The organism is Streptomyces sp. NPDC030838 (assembly GCF_055572035.1).
Genome location: NZ_JBVIED010000013.1, coordinates 225,054 through 239,639, shown reverse-complemented (window position 1 = coordinate 239,639; position 14,586 = coordinate 225,054). Strand labels below are relative to the sequence as shown.

General features: G+C 73.1%; 13 protein-coding genes. 8 read left to right on the top strand and 5 right to left on the bottom strand.

What is annotated here, in order from left to right; all coding sequences use genetic code 11:
* Positions 1–127 precede the first annotated feature (127 nt).
* Genes ACZ42A_RS29395 through ACZ42A_RS29380 form a run of 4 tightly spaced genes read left to right on the top strand, consistent with a single transcriptional unit; the run spans position 128 to position 4,021 of the window.
* Positions 128–1,495 carry an L-fuconate dehydratase gene (locus ACZ42A_RS29395; RefSeq protein ID WP_468530307.1) on the top strand — a complete coding sequence of 456 codons (1,368 nt, stop codon included), beginning with the start codon at positions 128–130 and terminating at the stop codon, positions 1,493–1,495.
* Positions 1,474–2,229 carry an SDR family NAD(P)-dependent oxidoreductase gene (locus ACZ42A_RS29390; RefSeq protein WP_468530306.1) on the top strand — a complete coding sequence of 252 codons (756 nt, stop codon included), beginning with the start codon at positions 1,474–1,476 and terminating at the stop codon, positions 2,227–2,229. The genes ACZ42A_RS29395 and ACZ42A_RS29390 overlap by 22 nt, the downstream gene beginning before the upstream one ends.
* Positions 2,226–3,185 (top strand): aldo/keto reductase, encoded by a 960-nt coding sequence (locus tag ACZ42A_RS29385; protein ID WP_468530305.1) that lies wholly within the window; start codon positions 2,226–2,228, stop codon positions 3,183–3,185. Before ACZ42A_RS29390 ends, ACZ42A_RS29385 begins: the two co-directional genes overlap by 4 nt.
* Positions 3,182–4,021 (top strand): amidohydrolase family protein, encoded by an 840-nt coding sequence (locus ACZ42A_RS29380; protein ID WP_468530304.1) that lies wholly within the window; start codon positions 3,182–3,184, stop codon positions 4,019–4,021. The genes ACZ42A_RS29385 and ACZ42A_RS29380 overlap by 4 nt, the downstream gene beginning before the upstream one ends.
* Here ACZ42A_RS29380 and ACZ42A_RS29375 read toward each other — a convergent pair.
* The gene (locus tag ACZ42A_RS29375) at positions 4,009–5,430 is read right to left on the bottom strand and encodes a lipase maturation factor family protein (RefSeq protein WP_468530303.1); all 1,422 of its coding nucleotides are present in this window, start codon (positions 5,428–5,430) and stop codon (positions 4,009–4,011) included. The genes ACZ42A_RS29380 and ACZ42A_RS29375 overlap by 13 nt on opposite strands.
* A gap of 154 nt (positions 5,431–5,584) precedes the next feature.
* On the opposite strand from ACZ42A_RS29375, the gene ACZ42A_RS29370 reads away from it, so the two are divergent.
* The 3 genes from ACZ42A_RS29370 to ACZ42A_RS29360 are packed head-to-tail and all read left to right on the top strand — an operon-like array spanning position 5,585 to position 9,946.
* Positions 5,585–6,898 (top strand): DUF6777 domain-containing protein, encoded by a 1,314-nt coding sequence (locus ACZ42A_RS29370; RefSeq protein WP_468530302.1) that lies wholly within the window; start codon positions 5,585–5,587, stop codon positions 6,896–6,898.
* Between the two features lie 37 nt (positions 6,899–6,935).
* Positions 6,936–9,041, top strand: coding sequence for a SpoIIE family protein phosphatase (locus tag ACZ42A_RS29365; protein WP_468530301.1), 2,106 nt, complete (start codon positions 6,936–6,938; stop codon positions 9,039–9,041).
* Between the two features lie 41 nt (positions 9,042–9,082).
* A complete protein-coding gene (locus tag ACZ42A_RS29360) occupies positions 9,083–9,946 on the top strand; it encodes an Fpg/Nei family DNA glycosylase (RefSeq protein ID WP_468530300.1) in 864 nt (287 codons plus the stop codon).
* Positions 9,947–9,976: 30 nt separating this feature from the next.
* Here ACZ42A_RS29360 and ACZ42A_RS29355 read toward each other — a convergent pair whose 3' ends face one another.
* Positions 9,977–11,158, bottom strand: a complete 1,182-nt coding sequence (locus ACZ42A_RS29355; RefSeq protein ID WP_468530299.1) for a PP2C family protein-serine/threonine phosphatase — start codon at positions 11,156–11,158, stop codon at positions 9,977–9,979.
* Between the two features lie 229 nt (positions 11,159–11,387).
* Here ACZ42A_RS29355 and ACZ42A_RS29350 point away from each other — a divergent pair, with 229 nt between their 5' ends.
* Positions 11,388–12,311 carry a SigB/SigF/SigG family RNA polymerase sigma factor gene (locus ACZ42A_RS29350; RefSeq protein WP_468530298.1) on the top strand — a complete coding sequence of 308 codons (924 nt, stop codon included), beginning with the start codon at positions 11,388–11,390 and terminating at the stop codon, positions 12,309–12,311.
* Here the strand turns inward: ACZ42A_RS29350 and ACZ42A_RS29345 are convergent.
* From ACZ42A_RS29345 to ACZ42A_RS29335, 3 genes are all read right to left on the bottom strand, one after another.
* A complete protein-coding gene (locus ACZ42A_RS29345) occupies positions 12,257–12,904 on the bottom strand; it encodes a zf-HC2 domain-containing protein (RefSeq protein ID WP_468530297.1) in 648 nt (215 codons plus the stop codon). The genes ACZ42A_RS29350 and ACZ42A_RS29345 overlap by 55 nt on opposite strands.
* Before the next feature lie 300 nt (positions 12,905–13,204).
* Positions 13,205–13,720: a hypothetical protein gene (locus tag ACZ42A_RS29340; RefSeq protein WP_468530296.1), complete on the bottom strand. Its 516-nt coding sequence runs from the start codon at positions 13,718–13,720 to the stop codon at positions 13,205–13,207.
* 149 nt (positions 13,721–13,869) lie between these two features.
* A complete protein-coding gene (locus ACZ42A_RS29335; RefSeq protein ID WP_468530295.1) occupies positions 13,870–14,418 on the bottom strand; it encodes a sigma-70 family RNA polymerase sigma factor in 549 nt (182 codons plus the stop codon).
* Positions 14,419–14,586 lie beyond the last annotated feature (168 nt).

The following is a 14,586-nucleotide window of genomic DNA, read 5'->3' as shown; positions in this document are numbered from 1 at the left end:
CCGTCGCTCCCCTCCTCGGTGCGCCGCAGTCTAGCCAGCGAAGTGGTCCGACCACATTGGGTCAATCGGCCGTCATGGCCGTGCACAGGGGTGTCGGTGCGGCCAAGTGGTCTGATAAATAAGCGACATGGCGTCCCAGACTCCCGCCCGCGTCACCGTCCTCGACACCTACGACATCCGCTTCCCCACCTCGCGCGAGCTGGACGGCTCCGACGCGATGAACCCCGACCCGGACTACTCGGCCGCCTATGTGGTGCTGCGCACCGACGCCGCCGACGGACACGAGGGCCACGGGTTCGCCTTCACCATCGGCCGGGGCAACGACGTCCAGGTCGCGGCGATCGAGGCGCTGCGCGGACACGTGGTCGGACGCTCCGTCGACGCGCTGTGCGCCGACCCCGGCACGCTCAGCCGGGACCTCGTCGGCGACAGCCAACTGCGCTGGCTGGGTCCGGAGAAGGGCGTGATGCACATGGCGATCGGCGCCGTCGTCAACGCCGTCTGGGACCTCGCGGCCCGGCGCGCCCGCAAGCCGCTGTGGCGGCTGCTCGCCGACGCCGACCCCGAGTGGCTGGTCGGCCAGATCGACTTCCGGTACCTCACCGACGCCCTCACCCCCGAGGAGGCGCTGGACCTGCTGCGCCGCGGCCGCGAGGGCGCAGAGGAGCGGCGGGCCCGGCTGCTGGCGGGCGGCTACCCCGCCTACACCACCTCCCCGGGCTGGCTCGGCTACGACGACGAGAAGCTCACCCGGCTCGCCCGCCAGGCCGTCGCCGACGGCTTCACCCAGATCAAGCTGAAGGTCGGCGCCGACCTCGACGACGACATCCGCCGCTGCCGGACCGCCCGCGCCGCCATCGGACCGGACATCCGCCTGGCCGTCGACGCCAACCAGCGCTGGGACGTCGACGAGGCGATCCGCTGGACCACGGCCCTCGCCGCGTTCGACCCGTACTGGATCGAGGAGCCCACCAGCCCCGACGACATCCTCGGCCACGCGGCGATCCGCCGGGCCGTCGCCCCGGTCAAGGTCGCCACCGGCGAGCACGCCCAGAACCGGATCGTCGTCAAGCAACTGCTCCAGGCCGGCGCCATCGACGTCCTCCAGCTCGACGCGGCCCGGGTCGGCGGCGTCAACGAGAACCTGGCGATCCTGCTGCTCGCCGCCCGGTTCGGCGTCCCGGTCTGCCCACATGCGGGCGGCGTCGGACTGTGCGAACTCGTCCAGCACCTCGCGATGTTCGACTATCTGACGGTCTCCGGGACCACCGACGACCGGGTGATCGAGTACGTCGACCACCTCCACGACCACTTCCTCGACCCGGTGGTGATCCGGGACGGGCACTACACCGCACCCACCGCGCCCGGCTTCTCGGCCGCCCTGCGCCCGGAGTCGATCGCGCGGTACACGTTCCCCGGCGGCACCTTCTGGGCCGCCGACCTCGCCGAGCGCACGCGGAAGGGGCAGGCGGAATGGGCGACTTCGAGGGACTGAGGGCCCTGGTGACGGGCGGGGCCTCCGGGATCGGCCGGGCCACCGCGGAGCTGCTGGCCGAGCGCGGCGCCCGGGTCGCCGTCCTCGACCTGGACCCCACGACGGTCGAGAAGCCGCTGCTCGGCTACCGCGCGGACGTCACCGACGACACCTCCGTACGCCGGGCGGTCTCGGCCGCCGCGGACGACCTCGGCGGACTCGACATCCTCGTCAACAACGCCGGCATCGGCGCCCAGGGCACCGTCGAGGACAACGACGACGCCGAATGGCACCGCGTCCTCGACGTCAACGTCGTCGGCATGGTCCGCACCGCCCGCGCCGCACTGCCGTACCTGCGCCGATCCGCGCACGCCGCCATCGTCAACACCTGCTCCATCGCGGCCACCGCGGGCCTGCCGCAGCGCGCGCTCTACAGCGCGACCAAGGGTGCCGTGTACTCCCTCACCCTCGCCATGGCCGCCGACCACGTCCGCGAGGGCATCCGCGTCAACTGCGTCAACCCCGGCACCGCGGACACCCCGTGGATCGGCCGCCTCCTCGACGCCGCCGCCGACCCGGCCGCCGAACGCGCCGCCCTGGAGGCCCGCCAGCCCACCGGCCGCCTGGTCGGCGCCGCCGAAGTCGCGGGCGCCATCGCCTACCTGGCGAGCCCCCTGTCCGGCGCCACCACCGGCACCGCGCTCGCCGTCGACGGCGGCATGCAGGGCCTGCGGCTGCGCCCGGCGGCCCGGTGAGCGCCGCCCTCGCCTTCGGCGCCGCCGCCCTCGGCAACCTCTACACCGAGGTCGGCGACGAGCAGGCGTACGCCGCCGTGGCCGCCGCCTGGCGGCAGGGCATCCGCGCCTTCGACACCGCGCCCCACTACGGCCTCGGCCTGTCCGAACGCCGCCTCGGCGCCGCCCTGCGCGCACACCCCCGCACCGCGTACACCGTCTCCACCAAGGTCGGCCGCCGCCTGGAACCCGCCGACGGCACCGGCGACGACCTCGCGCACGGCTTCGCCGTCCCCGCCACCCACCGCCGCGTGTGGGACTTCACCGCCGACGGCATCCGCCGCACACTCGACGCCAGCCTCGAACGGCTCGGCCTCGACCACGTCGACACCGTCTACCTCCACGACCCCGACGACCACGCCGAACAGGCCTTCCGTGAGGGCTATCCGGCGCTGGAGCGACTGCGCGCGGAAGGCGTGGTCGGCGCGATCGGCGCGGGCATGAACCAGACCGCGATGCTCACCCGGTTCGTCCGGGACACCGACGTGGACGTGGTGCTGTGCGCCGGCCGCTACACCCTCCTCGACCAGAGCGCCCTCACCGACCTCCTGCCCGCCGCGGTCGAACGCGGCACGGCCGTCGTCCTCGGCGGCCCCTTCAATTCCGGCCTGCTGGCCGACCCGAAGCCGACGGCGACCTACGACTACGCCCAGGCGCCCCCGGAACTGCTGGAGCGCGCCCTGCGCCTGAAGACGCTCGCCGAGGAGCACGGTGCCACCCTGCGCGCCGCCGCCCTGGCCTTCTGCGCCGCCCACCCGGCCGTCACCGCCGTCCTCGTCGGCGCCCGCTCCGCCGCCGAGGTCGACGACTGCGCCGCGCAGTTCCGCAGCCCCGTACCGGCGGCCTACTGGCAGGAGCTGCGGGACACCGGCCTGCTGCCCGCCGACGCCCCCCTGCCCGCCGAGGACCGGCCGTGATCGTCGACGCCCACCACCACGTCTGGGACCTGTCCATACGCGACCAGGACTGGATCACCGGTCCCGAACTCGCCCCGCTGCGCCGCGACTTCACCGTCGACGACCTCCGGCCGGAGACCGAGGCCGTCGGAGTCGGCCGCACGGTGCTCGTCCAGACGGTCACGGTCCCTGAGGAGACCCCCGAGTTCCTGGCCCTCGCCGACCGCCACGACCTGATCGCGGGCGTCGTCGGCTGGACCGACCTCACCCGCCCCGGCGTCGCCGACGAACTCGCCCGGCTGCGCGCCCTCCCCGGCGGCCGTCACCTCAAGGGCATCCGCCACCAGGTCCAGGGCGAACCCGACCCGGAGTGGCTGCTGCGTCCGGTCGTACGCCGCGGCCTGGCCGCCGTCGCCGACGCGGGGCTCGTCTACGACCTCGTCGTCCGGCCCCACCAGCTCCCCGCCTGCCTCCGGGCCGCCGCCGAGCACCCCGGGCTCACCTTCGTCCTCGATCACCTCGGCAAACCGCCCATCGCCACCGGCGACCTGGAACCGTGGACGACGTCGATCCGGGCCCTCGCCGCCCTGCCCAACACGGTGTGCAAGCTGTCCGGCATGGTCACGGAGGCCGACCTGACGTCCTGGACGGTCGACGACCTGCGCCCGTACGCCGACGTCGTCCTGGACGCCTTCGGACCGCACCGGCTGATGTTCGGCTCCGACTGGCCGGTGTGCACACTGGCGGCGACCTACGGCGAGGTGCTCACCGCCGCCGCCGAACTGACCTCGGGGCTGAGCGAGGCCGAACGCACCGAGGTCTTCCAGGGGACCGCCACCCGCGTCTACGACCTCTGAACCGCCTCCGCCAGCCGCGTCGGCGGCATGTAGTCGCGGACGTACGTCCGGTGCCAGCACGCCCCGGTCTCGCGCAGCTCCCGCCAGGTGGTGTAGCGGTAGCGGAACAGACGGGCGCGGATGTGGCGGGGCGGCTCGTCGGGTGGGAAGGGGGAGCGGCGGAGCAGTTTCAGGGTGTCGCGGTCGTTCTCCAGGAGCCGCTCCACCAGCGCGCCGAACCAGGACCCCGCGTAGGCCGGCGACAGCGCGGCGAACCACATCAGCCAGTCGAGCCGCAGATGGTACGGCGCGAACTGGCGCGGCCAGTGCCGGGGATCGCCGGGTTTGCCCTTGAACTCGTACTCCCGCCAGTCGGAGTCCTGGCGCGGCACGGCCTCCGCGGTGCCCTCGATCACCACCTCGTACCGCACCCGGCTGATGCTGCCGAACGCGCCGTAGGTGTTGACCAGGTGGAGCGGGTCGAAGGAGCGGTTCATGATCTGGCGGCGGGAGACCATGTTCGCCACCGGGCGGTAGCTGAGGAACAGCAGCAGCGCGGCCACCGCGAGCACCACGACCACGTACCAGAGCGGGGCGTCGGGCACCGACGGCGGGTCGGCGGGGAACCGGACCGCGGACAGGGCCAGCACGATGGTGATCCAGTTCAGCCAGGAGAAGTTGCCGGACAGCACCAGCCACAGCTGAGTGACGATCATCAGCGAGGCGGCGGCGGTGGCGATCGGCTGCGGGGTGAACAGGAGCACCGGCACCGCGAGCTGGGTGACGTGGTTGGCGGCGACCTCCGCCCGGTGCAGCGGCTTCGGCAGATGGTGGAAGAACCAGCTGAGCGGGCCCGGCATCGGCTGGGTCTCGTGGTGGTAGTCCAGGCAGGTCAGTTTCCGCCAGCAGGCGTCGCCGCGCAGTTTGATCAGACCCGCGCCGAACTCGACCCGGAACAGGATCCAGCGCAGCAGGAACAGCACGACGATCGGCGGGGCCACCTCGTCGTTGCCGAGGAAGACGGCGAGGAATCCGGTCTCCAGCAGCAGGGACTCCCAGCCGAAGCCGTACCAGGTCTGGCCGACGTTGACGATCGACAGATACAGCAGCCACGGGACGAGCCAGAGCAGCATCGCCGCCCACAGCGGCAGCCACCCGTCGAGCCCCGCGAGTAGCGCCGCCGACACCGCGACGCCCGTCCAGGCGCATCCGGCGAAGAAGCGGTCCGAGTAGTGCAGATGGAACAGGCTGGGCGCCTGCCGGAAGGGCACGCGCGCGACGAAGCGGGGGATCGGCAGCATCCCGCGCGTGCCGAGCAGCGCCCGGAACTGGAGGGCCGCGGTGAGAAACGCGACCAGGTAGACGGCTGCCAGCGCTCGTTGGAAGACCAGCCGGCTCAGCCAGTAGTCGGATGCGGTGAACCAGTCCACGGCCGTTGCACTCCTCTCCCTCCATTCTGACGTCGGAGGCGATGGCGACCTTCCGTAGTCACCTGCTCCGCTTGCGTAACCCATGTGAGTGAAGCAGACAATGGTGCACGAGTTGCCCCGAACAGGGTCATGGGCCCGGACAAGGCGGGAGAACGTGGTGCGCAGATCCACCGGAACCCTCGCCACGGCCTGTGCGCTCTCGGCGGCGCTCCTCGTCGCCGGCTGCGGCGGCGACGGCGGCACGGACAGCGGGGCCGGCGACGAGCTCGTGCTCCGTCCGGCCGCGGCCCGGGGGCCGGACCCCTTCACCGCGTCCACCGTGGCCTCCACGACCACGGCACCGCCCGTCACCCGAACGCCGGACACCGCCCCGGCCGCACCCGGCCCGCGCGCCTACCCCGGCTCCACGCCCGGCCTGTACGGCGGCACCCAGCGCCGGGGCAGCTGCGACGTCGAGCGGCAGATCGGATACTTCCAGGCCGACCGGACCAGGGCGGATGCCTTCGCCCGCATCGCCGGCGTCTCCCGGGACGCCGTCCCGGCCTATCTGCGCGGGCTGACCTCGGTCGTGCTGCGCGCCGACACCCGGGTCACCAACCACGGCTACCGGGACGGGCGGGCCACCGGCTACCAGTCCGTGCTCCAGGCGGGCACCGCCGTCCTGGTCGACGACCGGGGCGTGCCCCGGGTCCGCTGCGCCTGCGGCAACCCGCTCGCCCCGCCCGCACAACCGCGCGGCACGGTCCGCCACAGCGGCACGGCGTGGTCCGGCTACCGGCCCGCCGAGGTGGTCGTCGTGACCCCGGCGCCCCAGGTGATCACCAGCATCACGATCGTCAACGTCGGCGACCGCACCTGGATCGAGCGGCGGATCGGTCACGACGCCCGCCACGACAAGGCCGTTCCGCGCCCAGACAAGCCTGACAAGGGAGACAAGTGGACGAAGGTGCCCGCGCCGGCGAGCGAGAGCCCTTCCAGCGCGTCTCCGTCCACGCTGTCGAGCAAGAACCCCTCGCTCGCCCCGTCCGCGCCGTCGGGCAAGAACCCCTCGCCCGCCCCGTCCACGCCGTCGGGCAAGAGCCCCTCGAAGCCCAGCCCGGACGGCAGCGAGCCCGGTGCCCTGCCGCACGAGCACACCGCCGCACCGCACGAGCACACCACCGCGCCGTACAAGGACCCCGCCGCACCGGACACCGCAGCGCCGGACAAGGACACCGCTGCCACACCGGGCGAGTCCACCCGCGAGGAGTCCTCGCCCGAGGACCCGTCCCCCGCCTGCGCCACCCCGACCGTGACGGTCACCCCGAGTCCCGACCCGGAGGCGGGCAGGCCCGGCTCCGCCCGCTGCCCCTCCGGCACCGTCACGGCGAGCCCGCCCACCGTGGGGTCGGAACCCGAGTCGCCCCTCGACTCCTCGGAGGCCGCCGAGAGCATCTTCGGCAGCCCGACGGACGTGTTCCTGAGCTGAAGTCGAAGAATCGGTCGATTCCTGGCAAGGTGGGCCCATGGCTGATCGGGGAGCGAGCGCCCTTTCACTCCCGGACGACTGGCCCTCCCACCCGGATGCGATCCTGGCGCTCAACCGCATGGGCAGCTTCGACTGGGACCTGGACTCCGGTCTGTTCCACATGGACGCCCAGGCCCACGAGATCTTCGACGTGCGCCCCGACGAATACGACGGCCACCCCGAGTCGCTGGGCATCCGGGTCCCGCCGGACGAGGGGCGGCGCCTCGACACCCTGGTCGCCCAGGCCATCAAGGACGGCAGCGAGAACTACGGCGCCTACTTCCGCATCCGCCGCCGCGACGGCCGTCTGCGCTGGACCCACACCCAGGGCTACATCCGGCGCGACGCGACGGGCCGCCCGCGCCGGATCGTCGGCATCGTCCGCGACGCCACCCAGGAGCTGAACGAGATCGAGGCCCGGGGCGCGCAGGGCGGACCGGAGGACGGGCCGCGCGACCAGGGCAGCGTCGTCCAGTCCACCACCGCCGCCCTCGCGCACGCCCGCACCGTCCAGGACGTCATCGACGTGCTCAAGGACTCCGACGGCGTCACCCATCTCGGCGCGACCAGCCTGGTGATGGGCCTGGTCGAGGCCGGCCGCATCCGGCTGATCGCCGAGGGTCCCAAGGGCAGCCGGGTGCCCGGCACCGACATCACCCGGATCGACGAGCCCTACCCGATGAGCGAGGTCGTGCGCACCCTCAGCCCCCGCTTCATCGAGTCCCCGGAGGAGTTCGCGTCCGGCTACCCCATCCTCTGGCCGCACATCACCGACCTCGGCATCACCTCGGCCGCCTATCTCCCGCTCATCGTCCAGGCCCGGCCCATCGGTGCCATGGGCCTGCTCTACGACGACCGGCGCGGCTTCAGCAGCGAGGAAAGGGACATCCTCGTCGCACTCGGCAGCAGCATCGCGCAGAGCCTGCAACGGGCCATGTTCTATGAGCAGGAGAAGGACCTCGCCACCGGCCTTCAGCAGGCCATGCTGCCGCGCACCATCCCCAGCGTCCCCGGCGCGGACGTCGCCGTGCGCTACCGCTCCGGCAGCGCCACCGGCACCCTCGGCCGGGACATCGGCGGCGACTGGTACGACCTGATCCCGCTGCCGGGCGGCCGGGTCGGCGCCGTCATCGGCGACGTCCAGGGCCACGACACCCACGCCGCCGCCGTCATGGGCCAGCTGCGGATCGTGCTGCGCGCCTACGCCGCCGAGGGCCACACCCCGGCCACGGTGATGGCCCGCGCCTCCGTCTTCCTGCACGAACTGGACACCGACCGCTTCGCCACCTGCCTGTACGCCGAGGCCGACCTGGCCACCGGCGTCGTCCAGGTGGTGCGCGCCGGGCATATCGACCCGGTGCTGCGGTCCGCCGACGGCAGCTGCCGCCGGGTCAGCGTGGAGGGCGGCCTGCCGCTGGGCCTGTCCGCCGAGTTCGGCAGCCTCGACTACCCCGTCGGCACCCTCGAACTCGACCCCGGCCACACCCTGCTGCTGCTCACCGACGGTCTCGTCGAGACGCCCGGCGCCGACCTCGACGACGGAATGCAGGCCCTCACCGGGATGATCGCCTCCGGCCCCTCGGACGTGTGGAAACTCGCAGACCGGCTGATCGAGGTGGCCGAGCAGCGCGGCGGCGACGACGACGTGGCCCTGCTCCTGCTGCGCCGCCGCGGTATGGACGCCCCCAAGACCGGGGGCCGCCTCCAGCAGCACGTCGCGCCCGGCGACCCCGAGGCCCTGACCGGCGCCCGGCACATGATCCGCGCCGCCGTCCGCGCCTGGGGCGCCGGGGACCGCGCCGACGAGATCGAACTGGTCGCCGACGAGCTGATCACCAACGCCCTGATGCACACCGAGGGCGCCGCGATCGTCACCCTCAGGGTCCTCACCGGGCCGGAGCGCCGGCTGCGGGTCGAGGTCGAGGACTCCTCCAGCGCCCTCCCGCGCCGCCGCGAGGCCGGCGAGTCCGGTGTCTCCGGCCGCGGCCTGCTCCTGGTCGACCTGCTCTCCGAGGTGTGGGGCGTGGAGGCGCGGGGCGGCGGCAAGTGCGTGTGGTGCGAGTTCTCCGTGCCCGAGCGGGCCGAGGCGGCCGCGCGGAGCTGATCCGGGGTGAGGCTGTCAGTGCCGGGTGGCAGTCTGGACGTATGCCGGAACTGCCCGAGGTCGAAGCGCTCAAGGACTTCCTGACCGACAACCTCGTCGGACACGAGATCGTCCGGGTGCTGCCCGTCGCGATCAGTGTCCTGAAGACGTACGACCCTCCCCTCTCCGCCGTCGAGGGCCACGAGGTCACCGCCGTGCGGCGGTACGGCAAGTTCCTCGCCCTCGCCACGGACGGCGGCCCGCATCTCGTCACCCATCTGGCCCGCGCGGGCTGGCTCCAGTGGAAGGACCGCCTGCCCGACGGCCCGCCCCGCCCCGGCAAGGGGCCCCTGGCGCTGCGGGTGGCCCTGGAGACGGGCGCCGGCTTCGATCTGACGGAGGCGGGCACCCAGAAGCGGCTCGCGGTGTACGTGGTCCGCGATCCGCAGGAGGTCCCCGGCGTGGCCCGGCTCGGCCCGGACCCGCTCGCCGACGACTTCGACGAGGCCCGCCTGGCCGCCCTGCTGGCCGGCGAGCGGCGGCAGCTCAAGGGCGCGCTGCGCGACCAGAGCCTGATCGCCGGCATCGGCAACGCCTACAGCGACGAGATCCTGCACGCGGCGAAGATGTCCCCGTTCAAACTGGCCGGGGCCCTCACCGCCCAGGAGACCACCCGGCTGTACGAGGCGCTGCGCACCACCCTCACCGAGGCGGTCGAGCGCTCCCGGGGCCTGGCCGCCGGCCGCCTGAAGGCCGAGAAGAAGAGCGGCCTGCGGGTCCACGGCCGCACCGGTGAGCCGTGCCCCGTGTGCGGCGACACCATCCGCGAGGTCTCCTTCAGCGACTCCTCGCTCCAGTACTGCCCGACCTGCCAGACGGGCGGAAAGCCCCTGGCGGACCGCAGGCTCTCCCGCCTGCTGAAGTAGACCTGCCGAAGGAGCGGGCGGGCGCCGGGCTCAGCCGGTCGGCGGCCACCACTCGATCAGCACGATCGTCGCGTCGTCCCGCAGCCGCCCCGGCTGGGCGTCGAGGATCGAGTGGATCAGCCGGCGCAGCGTCTCGGGCGCCAGCTCGCCCGCGGCGGTGGCGCGGATGACCTCGTCGACGAAGCGCTCCAGGCCGAACTCCTCGCCGTCCCGGGTGCGCGCCTCGGTGACCCCGTCCGTGTACAGCAGCACCCGGTCGCCGGGATGCAGGTCGATCTCGTGGGTGAGCCGTGACCGCTCCGCGAGGAGTGACGGCAGTCCCATCGGCGGATCCGGCTCCCGCTCCATCGCGTCGACCAGCAGTCGCTGGTCCCGGATGAGCAGCGGCGTGGGATGCCCGCAGTTGCACCAGCGCAGCGCACCGCTCGCCAGGTCGAGCTGGGTGAGCACCCCGGTGCAGAACTGGTCCGGCAGCCAGTGCGACAGCGCGTCGTCGACGCACTTCACCAGCTCCGGCAGATCGGCGCCGGTGCGCCGGGCGTTGCGGCACGCGGCCAGCGTCACCGCCGTGGTCAGCCCGGAGGCGAGGTTGTGGCCCATGGCGTCGAGGACGGACGCGTGCAGTGTGCTCTCGGTGAGCGAGTGGTCGAAGGCGTCGCCGCCGATCTCGTACGCGGGCTCCAGCACGGCCGTGGACACCACGTGCGTGGTGCCGATGGTGCGGGGCGGCAGGAAGGCGCGCAGCATCTCCGCGGGCAGCCGCATCGGCTCGGTCCTGGTCCGCCGTACGAAGGAGTCCTTGTAGGCCCGCTTCGAGGTGACCATCATCGCCAGCAGGGTCGCGAGGCTGCGGCTGCGGCGCAGGGTGACGGGGGTGAGCGCGGGCTGGTGCACCGCGAGGACGCCCAGCCGCTCGGCGCCGTCCACCAGCGGCAGCCAGGCCGTCATCCCGCCGGTGTCGGACTCCTCCACGCGCAGCGACTGGGTGCGGTAGGTCCAGCCGGCCAGCGACTCGTCGATGGGCAGGGCGGAGACGACGTCGGTCAGCGGGACGAGCTGGCGCTGCTGGAGGTCGGCGAGATAGACCACGGAGTGCTGGAGGCCGAGCGCCTTGGAGCAGCGGGCCACCGCGGTGGACAGGTCCAGTGCCGGGGTCTCCGGGTCGGAGAGGAACTCCTCCAGCAGACCGTCACCGGTCTCTGCCGTCGCCAACCGTCTCTCCCCTCGTCGGGACCGCGGGAGCGGTCGTCTCGCCTCCCTCAGCAGTCTCACACCGTGGCCCGCGGCCCGCCCGGCGGCCGGGGAGGCGGGACCGACGGCACCGCCGCACGGGTGAGAGGTCCCCTACATAAAGGGCCGAAAGTCCCGAATACGGCAGAGCGGACAGAGGGCACGTACCAGGGCAGAACATCTGACCGAGCCGACGTCGAGGACATCGACCATGCCGACCGAAGCCATCGCACGGACGGACCGCACCGCCCGCCCCGCTCCCGTCACCCCGCACGAGCCCGCGTACCCTTCGCACCCCGCACACCCCTCCCACCCCGACGCTCCCGACACCACCGCCGGTTTCCGCCTGCTGGTCACGCTGCCGGACGGGCCGGAGCGGGAGCGGGTGCAGGAGGAGGTGCTGCGGGCGTGGCTGCCGATGGCGCACCGGCTCGCGGGGCGGTTCCGCGACAAGGGGGAGAGCGTGGAGGATCTGCGCCAGGTGGCCGCGCTGGGACTGGTGAAGGCGATCCGCCGGTTCGACCCGGCGCGGGGACCGTTCGAGCCGTTCGCGATCCCCACGATCAGGGGCGAGCTGCGCCGCCACTTCCGGGACCGGATGTGGGACGTGCGGGTGCCGCGCCGGGTGCAGGACCTGCGCAACAAGGTCCGTACGGCCTGTGTGGAGCTGGCCCACACGCCGGGCAGCCCCCGCCCCACCGTGGACCGCCTCACCCGGCACACCGGACTCTCCGCTGCCGAGGTCCGCGAAGGCCTGGAGGCCCTGGAGAGCTACCGCGCCCTGTCCCTGGACGCCCAGAACGCCGAGCCCGACGCCGACGGCACCAGCCTGGCGGACCTCCTCGGCGAACCGGACCACGGCTTCCAGCTCGTGGTGGACCGCGAGAGCGTCAAGGAGGCGGTGCGTCGACTGCCCCACCGCGAGCGGGCCATCCTCTACCTGCGCTTCTTCGAGGACTGGTCGCAGGCCCGGATCGCCGAGCGCCTCGGCATCTCCCAGATGCACGTCTCCCGGCTGCTCGCCCGGACCTGTGACCGGCTGCGCCACGAGACCCTGCACCCGGGGGCGCGGGAGACGGGTCACGGCGGGTCGAGCACCACCAGCCGTTCACCGGTGGCCGCGCGCACCTCGTAGCGGTCGATCTGGTCGGGGTGCAGGGCCGCCGAGCCCTCCACGGTGGTCTCGCGGGCGTCGTGCCGGGGGACGGCCCAGGTGGCCAGGGTCTCCTCCGAGCCGTCGTGACCGACGGCGACGAGCCGGCAGACGCGGGGCCCCGCCCCGTGCCTGACCCTCAGCTCCACCCGGCTGCCCGACGCCGCGTCCTCGGCGGTGACCTGCGCCCACACCCCGGACCGCGCGTCGGTCGCCGCGATCCGCGCCGGGGTGTCCCCGCCCTGGGCCGCGAGCGTGATCCACGGGCCGGCCACGGCCGCCGCGACCGTCGCCGCGACGGCGAACAGCAGGCGCCGGCGCCGGGCGCGGTGCCGGGCCCGCACCTCGCCGAGCAGCCGGTCCAGCAGGCGCGGACCGGGCCGGGCCGCCGGGTGCACCGAGCGCGGGGTCGCCCGCCGGTAGAGCATCAACTGCCGTGTCACCGGCCCGAACTCGGTGACATGGGACGTACAGCGGGGGCATTCCATGAGGTGGTCCTCGAAGTGGAAGGCCTCCGCCTCGTCCAGCACGCCGAGCGCGTACGCGCCGGCGTCGCGATGCCTCTCCAGGGACATGCCGCATCCTCGTGCCGTGGGGTGGGGGTGGGGTCACTCCGTGCACCCACCGGTACGCACAGCGCGGCCGAATCACTCAAGCCAGGCCGCAATCGCGGCCGAGTGATTCGGAGCCGCCGGGCCCGAGGATTGGTCGGACCGGAAAAAAATCCGGAAGTCGAGAAGAGGCGCGCGCCCAGACCGAAGTCGAGAACAGGCGCAGGCCCGGAACAGGACGAGAGGTGCAGCTCCGGAACGAGGACGAGCAGAGGCGCAGCTCCGGAACGAGGACGAGAAGGAGGCGCAGCCCCGGAACGACGGCTAGAACAGGTGGATGGCGAGATGCCCCAGCGGCAGCCCCAGCTGCCACGCCGGCGTCCACACCTTCGGCCCGTCGTCCTCGCCCATCACCGGCACGCCGCCCGGCACCGCGTCCAGATCCGGCGCGAGGAGTTCGGTCTCCTCCAGCCAGCGCCAGGCCGCCCGCGCCAGCTCCAGGTCCGGTGCCGGCCCGCCCGCCTCGGCGGCCTCCGCGGCGAGCTGCGCCATGCGCTCGCGCACCCAGTCCTGCCAGGGCTGGTCGTACGCCGTGAGGGACAGCCAGGTGTCCAGCTGGGAGACGACCCGGATGCCGGACAGCTCGCGGCCGGTGTCGGCCAGGAAGACGGTCAGCGCCAGCGCGTCCCGGCCCGCCCGGAACTCGAAGGACGTCGGCGGCATCAGATCGCCGCTGCGCAGCAGTTCGTCGGCGATGTACTCGGCGTACAACCAGGCCATGGGGACGGTCAGTTCACCGCCGTCGGCGCCGTCCGTGCTCTGATGACCTCTGTGCAGCATCCCTTCCTGCCTTCCTCCGGTGCGTGCGCGTCGCCCGACCCCGGGCCCGGGGGACCTTTCCCCGTCCGGAAGCACGGATGAGGACAGCCGATTACTCAACGGGGGTCATCGGCAAGGCGCTTTACGGAGGTTTGACTCGGCCGTCGGTTTCACCGCAGGTCGGGTGCGTATCCCGGAAGCACCCGACGCAGGGCGCGCAGCGCGTAGTACGCGCGGGACTTCACGGTACCGGGCGGAATCCCCAGCGTTTCCGCCGCTTCCGCCACACTCGCCCCCTGGAAGTACACGAGCACCAGGACTTCACGGTGTTCCGGAGTGAGTGTCTTCACAGCCTCGCGGACGTCGAGCATCGCCGCGGCCCGCTCGGCGTGATCGGAGATCACCCGGGCGTTCTCCAGGACCGCGTCCCCGACCTCCGCCGGGCGCGCCTGCCGGGCCCGCCGGGCGTCGATCGCGAGCCGCCGGGCCACGGTCAGCAGCCAGGGCCGTACGGAGTCGAAGTCGGCGGCGCGCAGTGCCTCGGGATGCTGCCAGGCGCGCACCAGCGTCTCCTGGACCAGGTCCTCGGCGCGCTGCCGGTCGCCGTCGCAGAGCCGGAGCAGCAGCGCGAAGAGGGGCCGGCCGTGCTCCCGCTGCAGTGCGGCGAGCTCGTGCTCGGCGGTCGTCGTCCCGTGGGTGAGGGTGGTTCCGGCCGTCATGGCCGTATGGCATCGCAGGGCGCCGCCGCGGGACAGGGCACGCACACGGATCTGCGACGGACGGTCGAACCCGTCGGCGAACGGTACGACGAACGGTCCGCGGCCGCCGATCGCGCACACCGGACGGGTTAAAGGGACCCCTGGGGCTGTTTGCCGTCCCGTACAGCT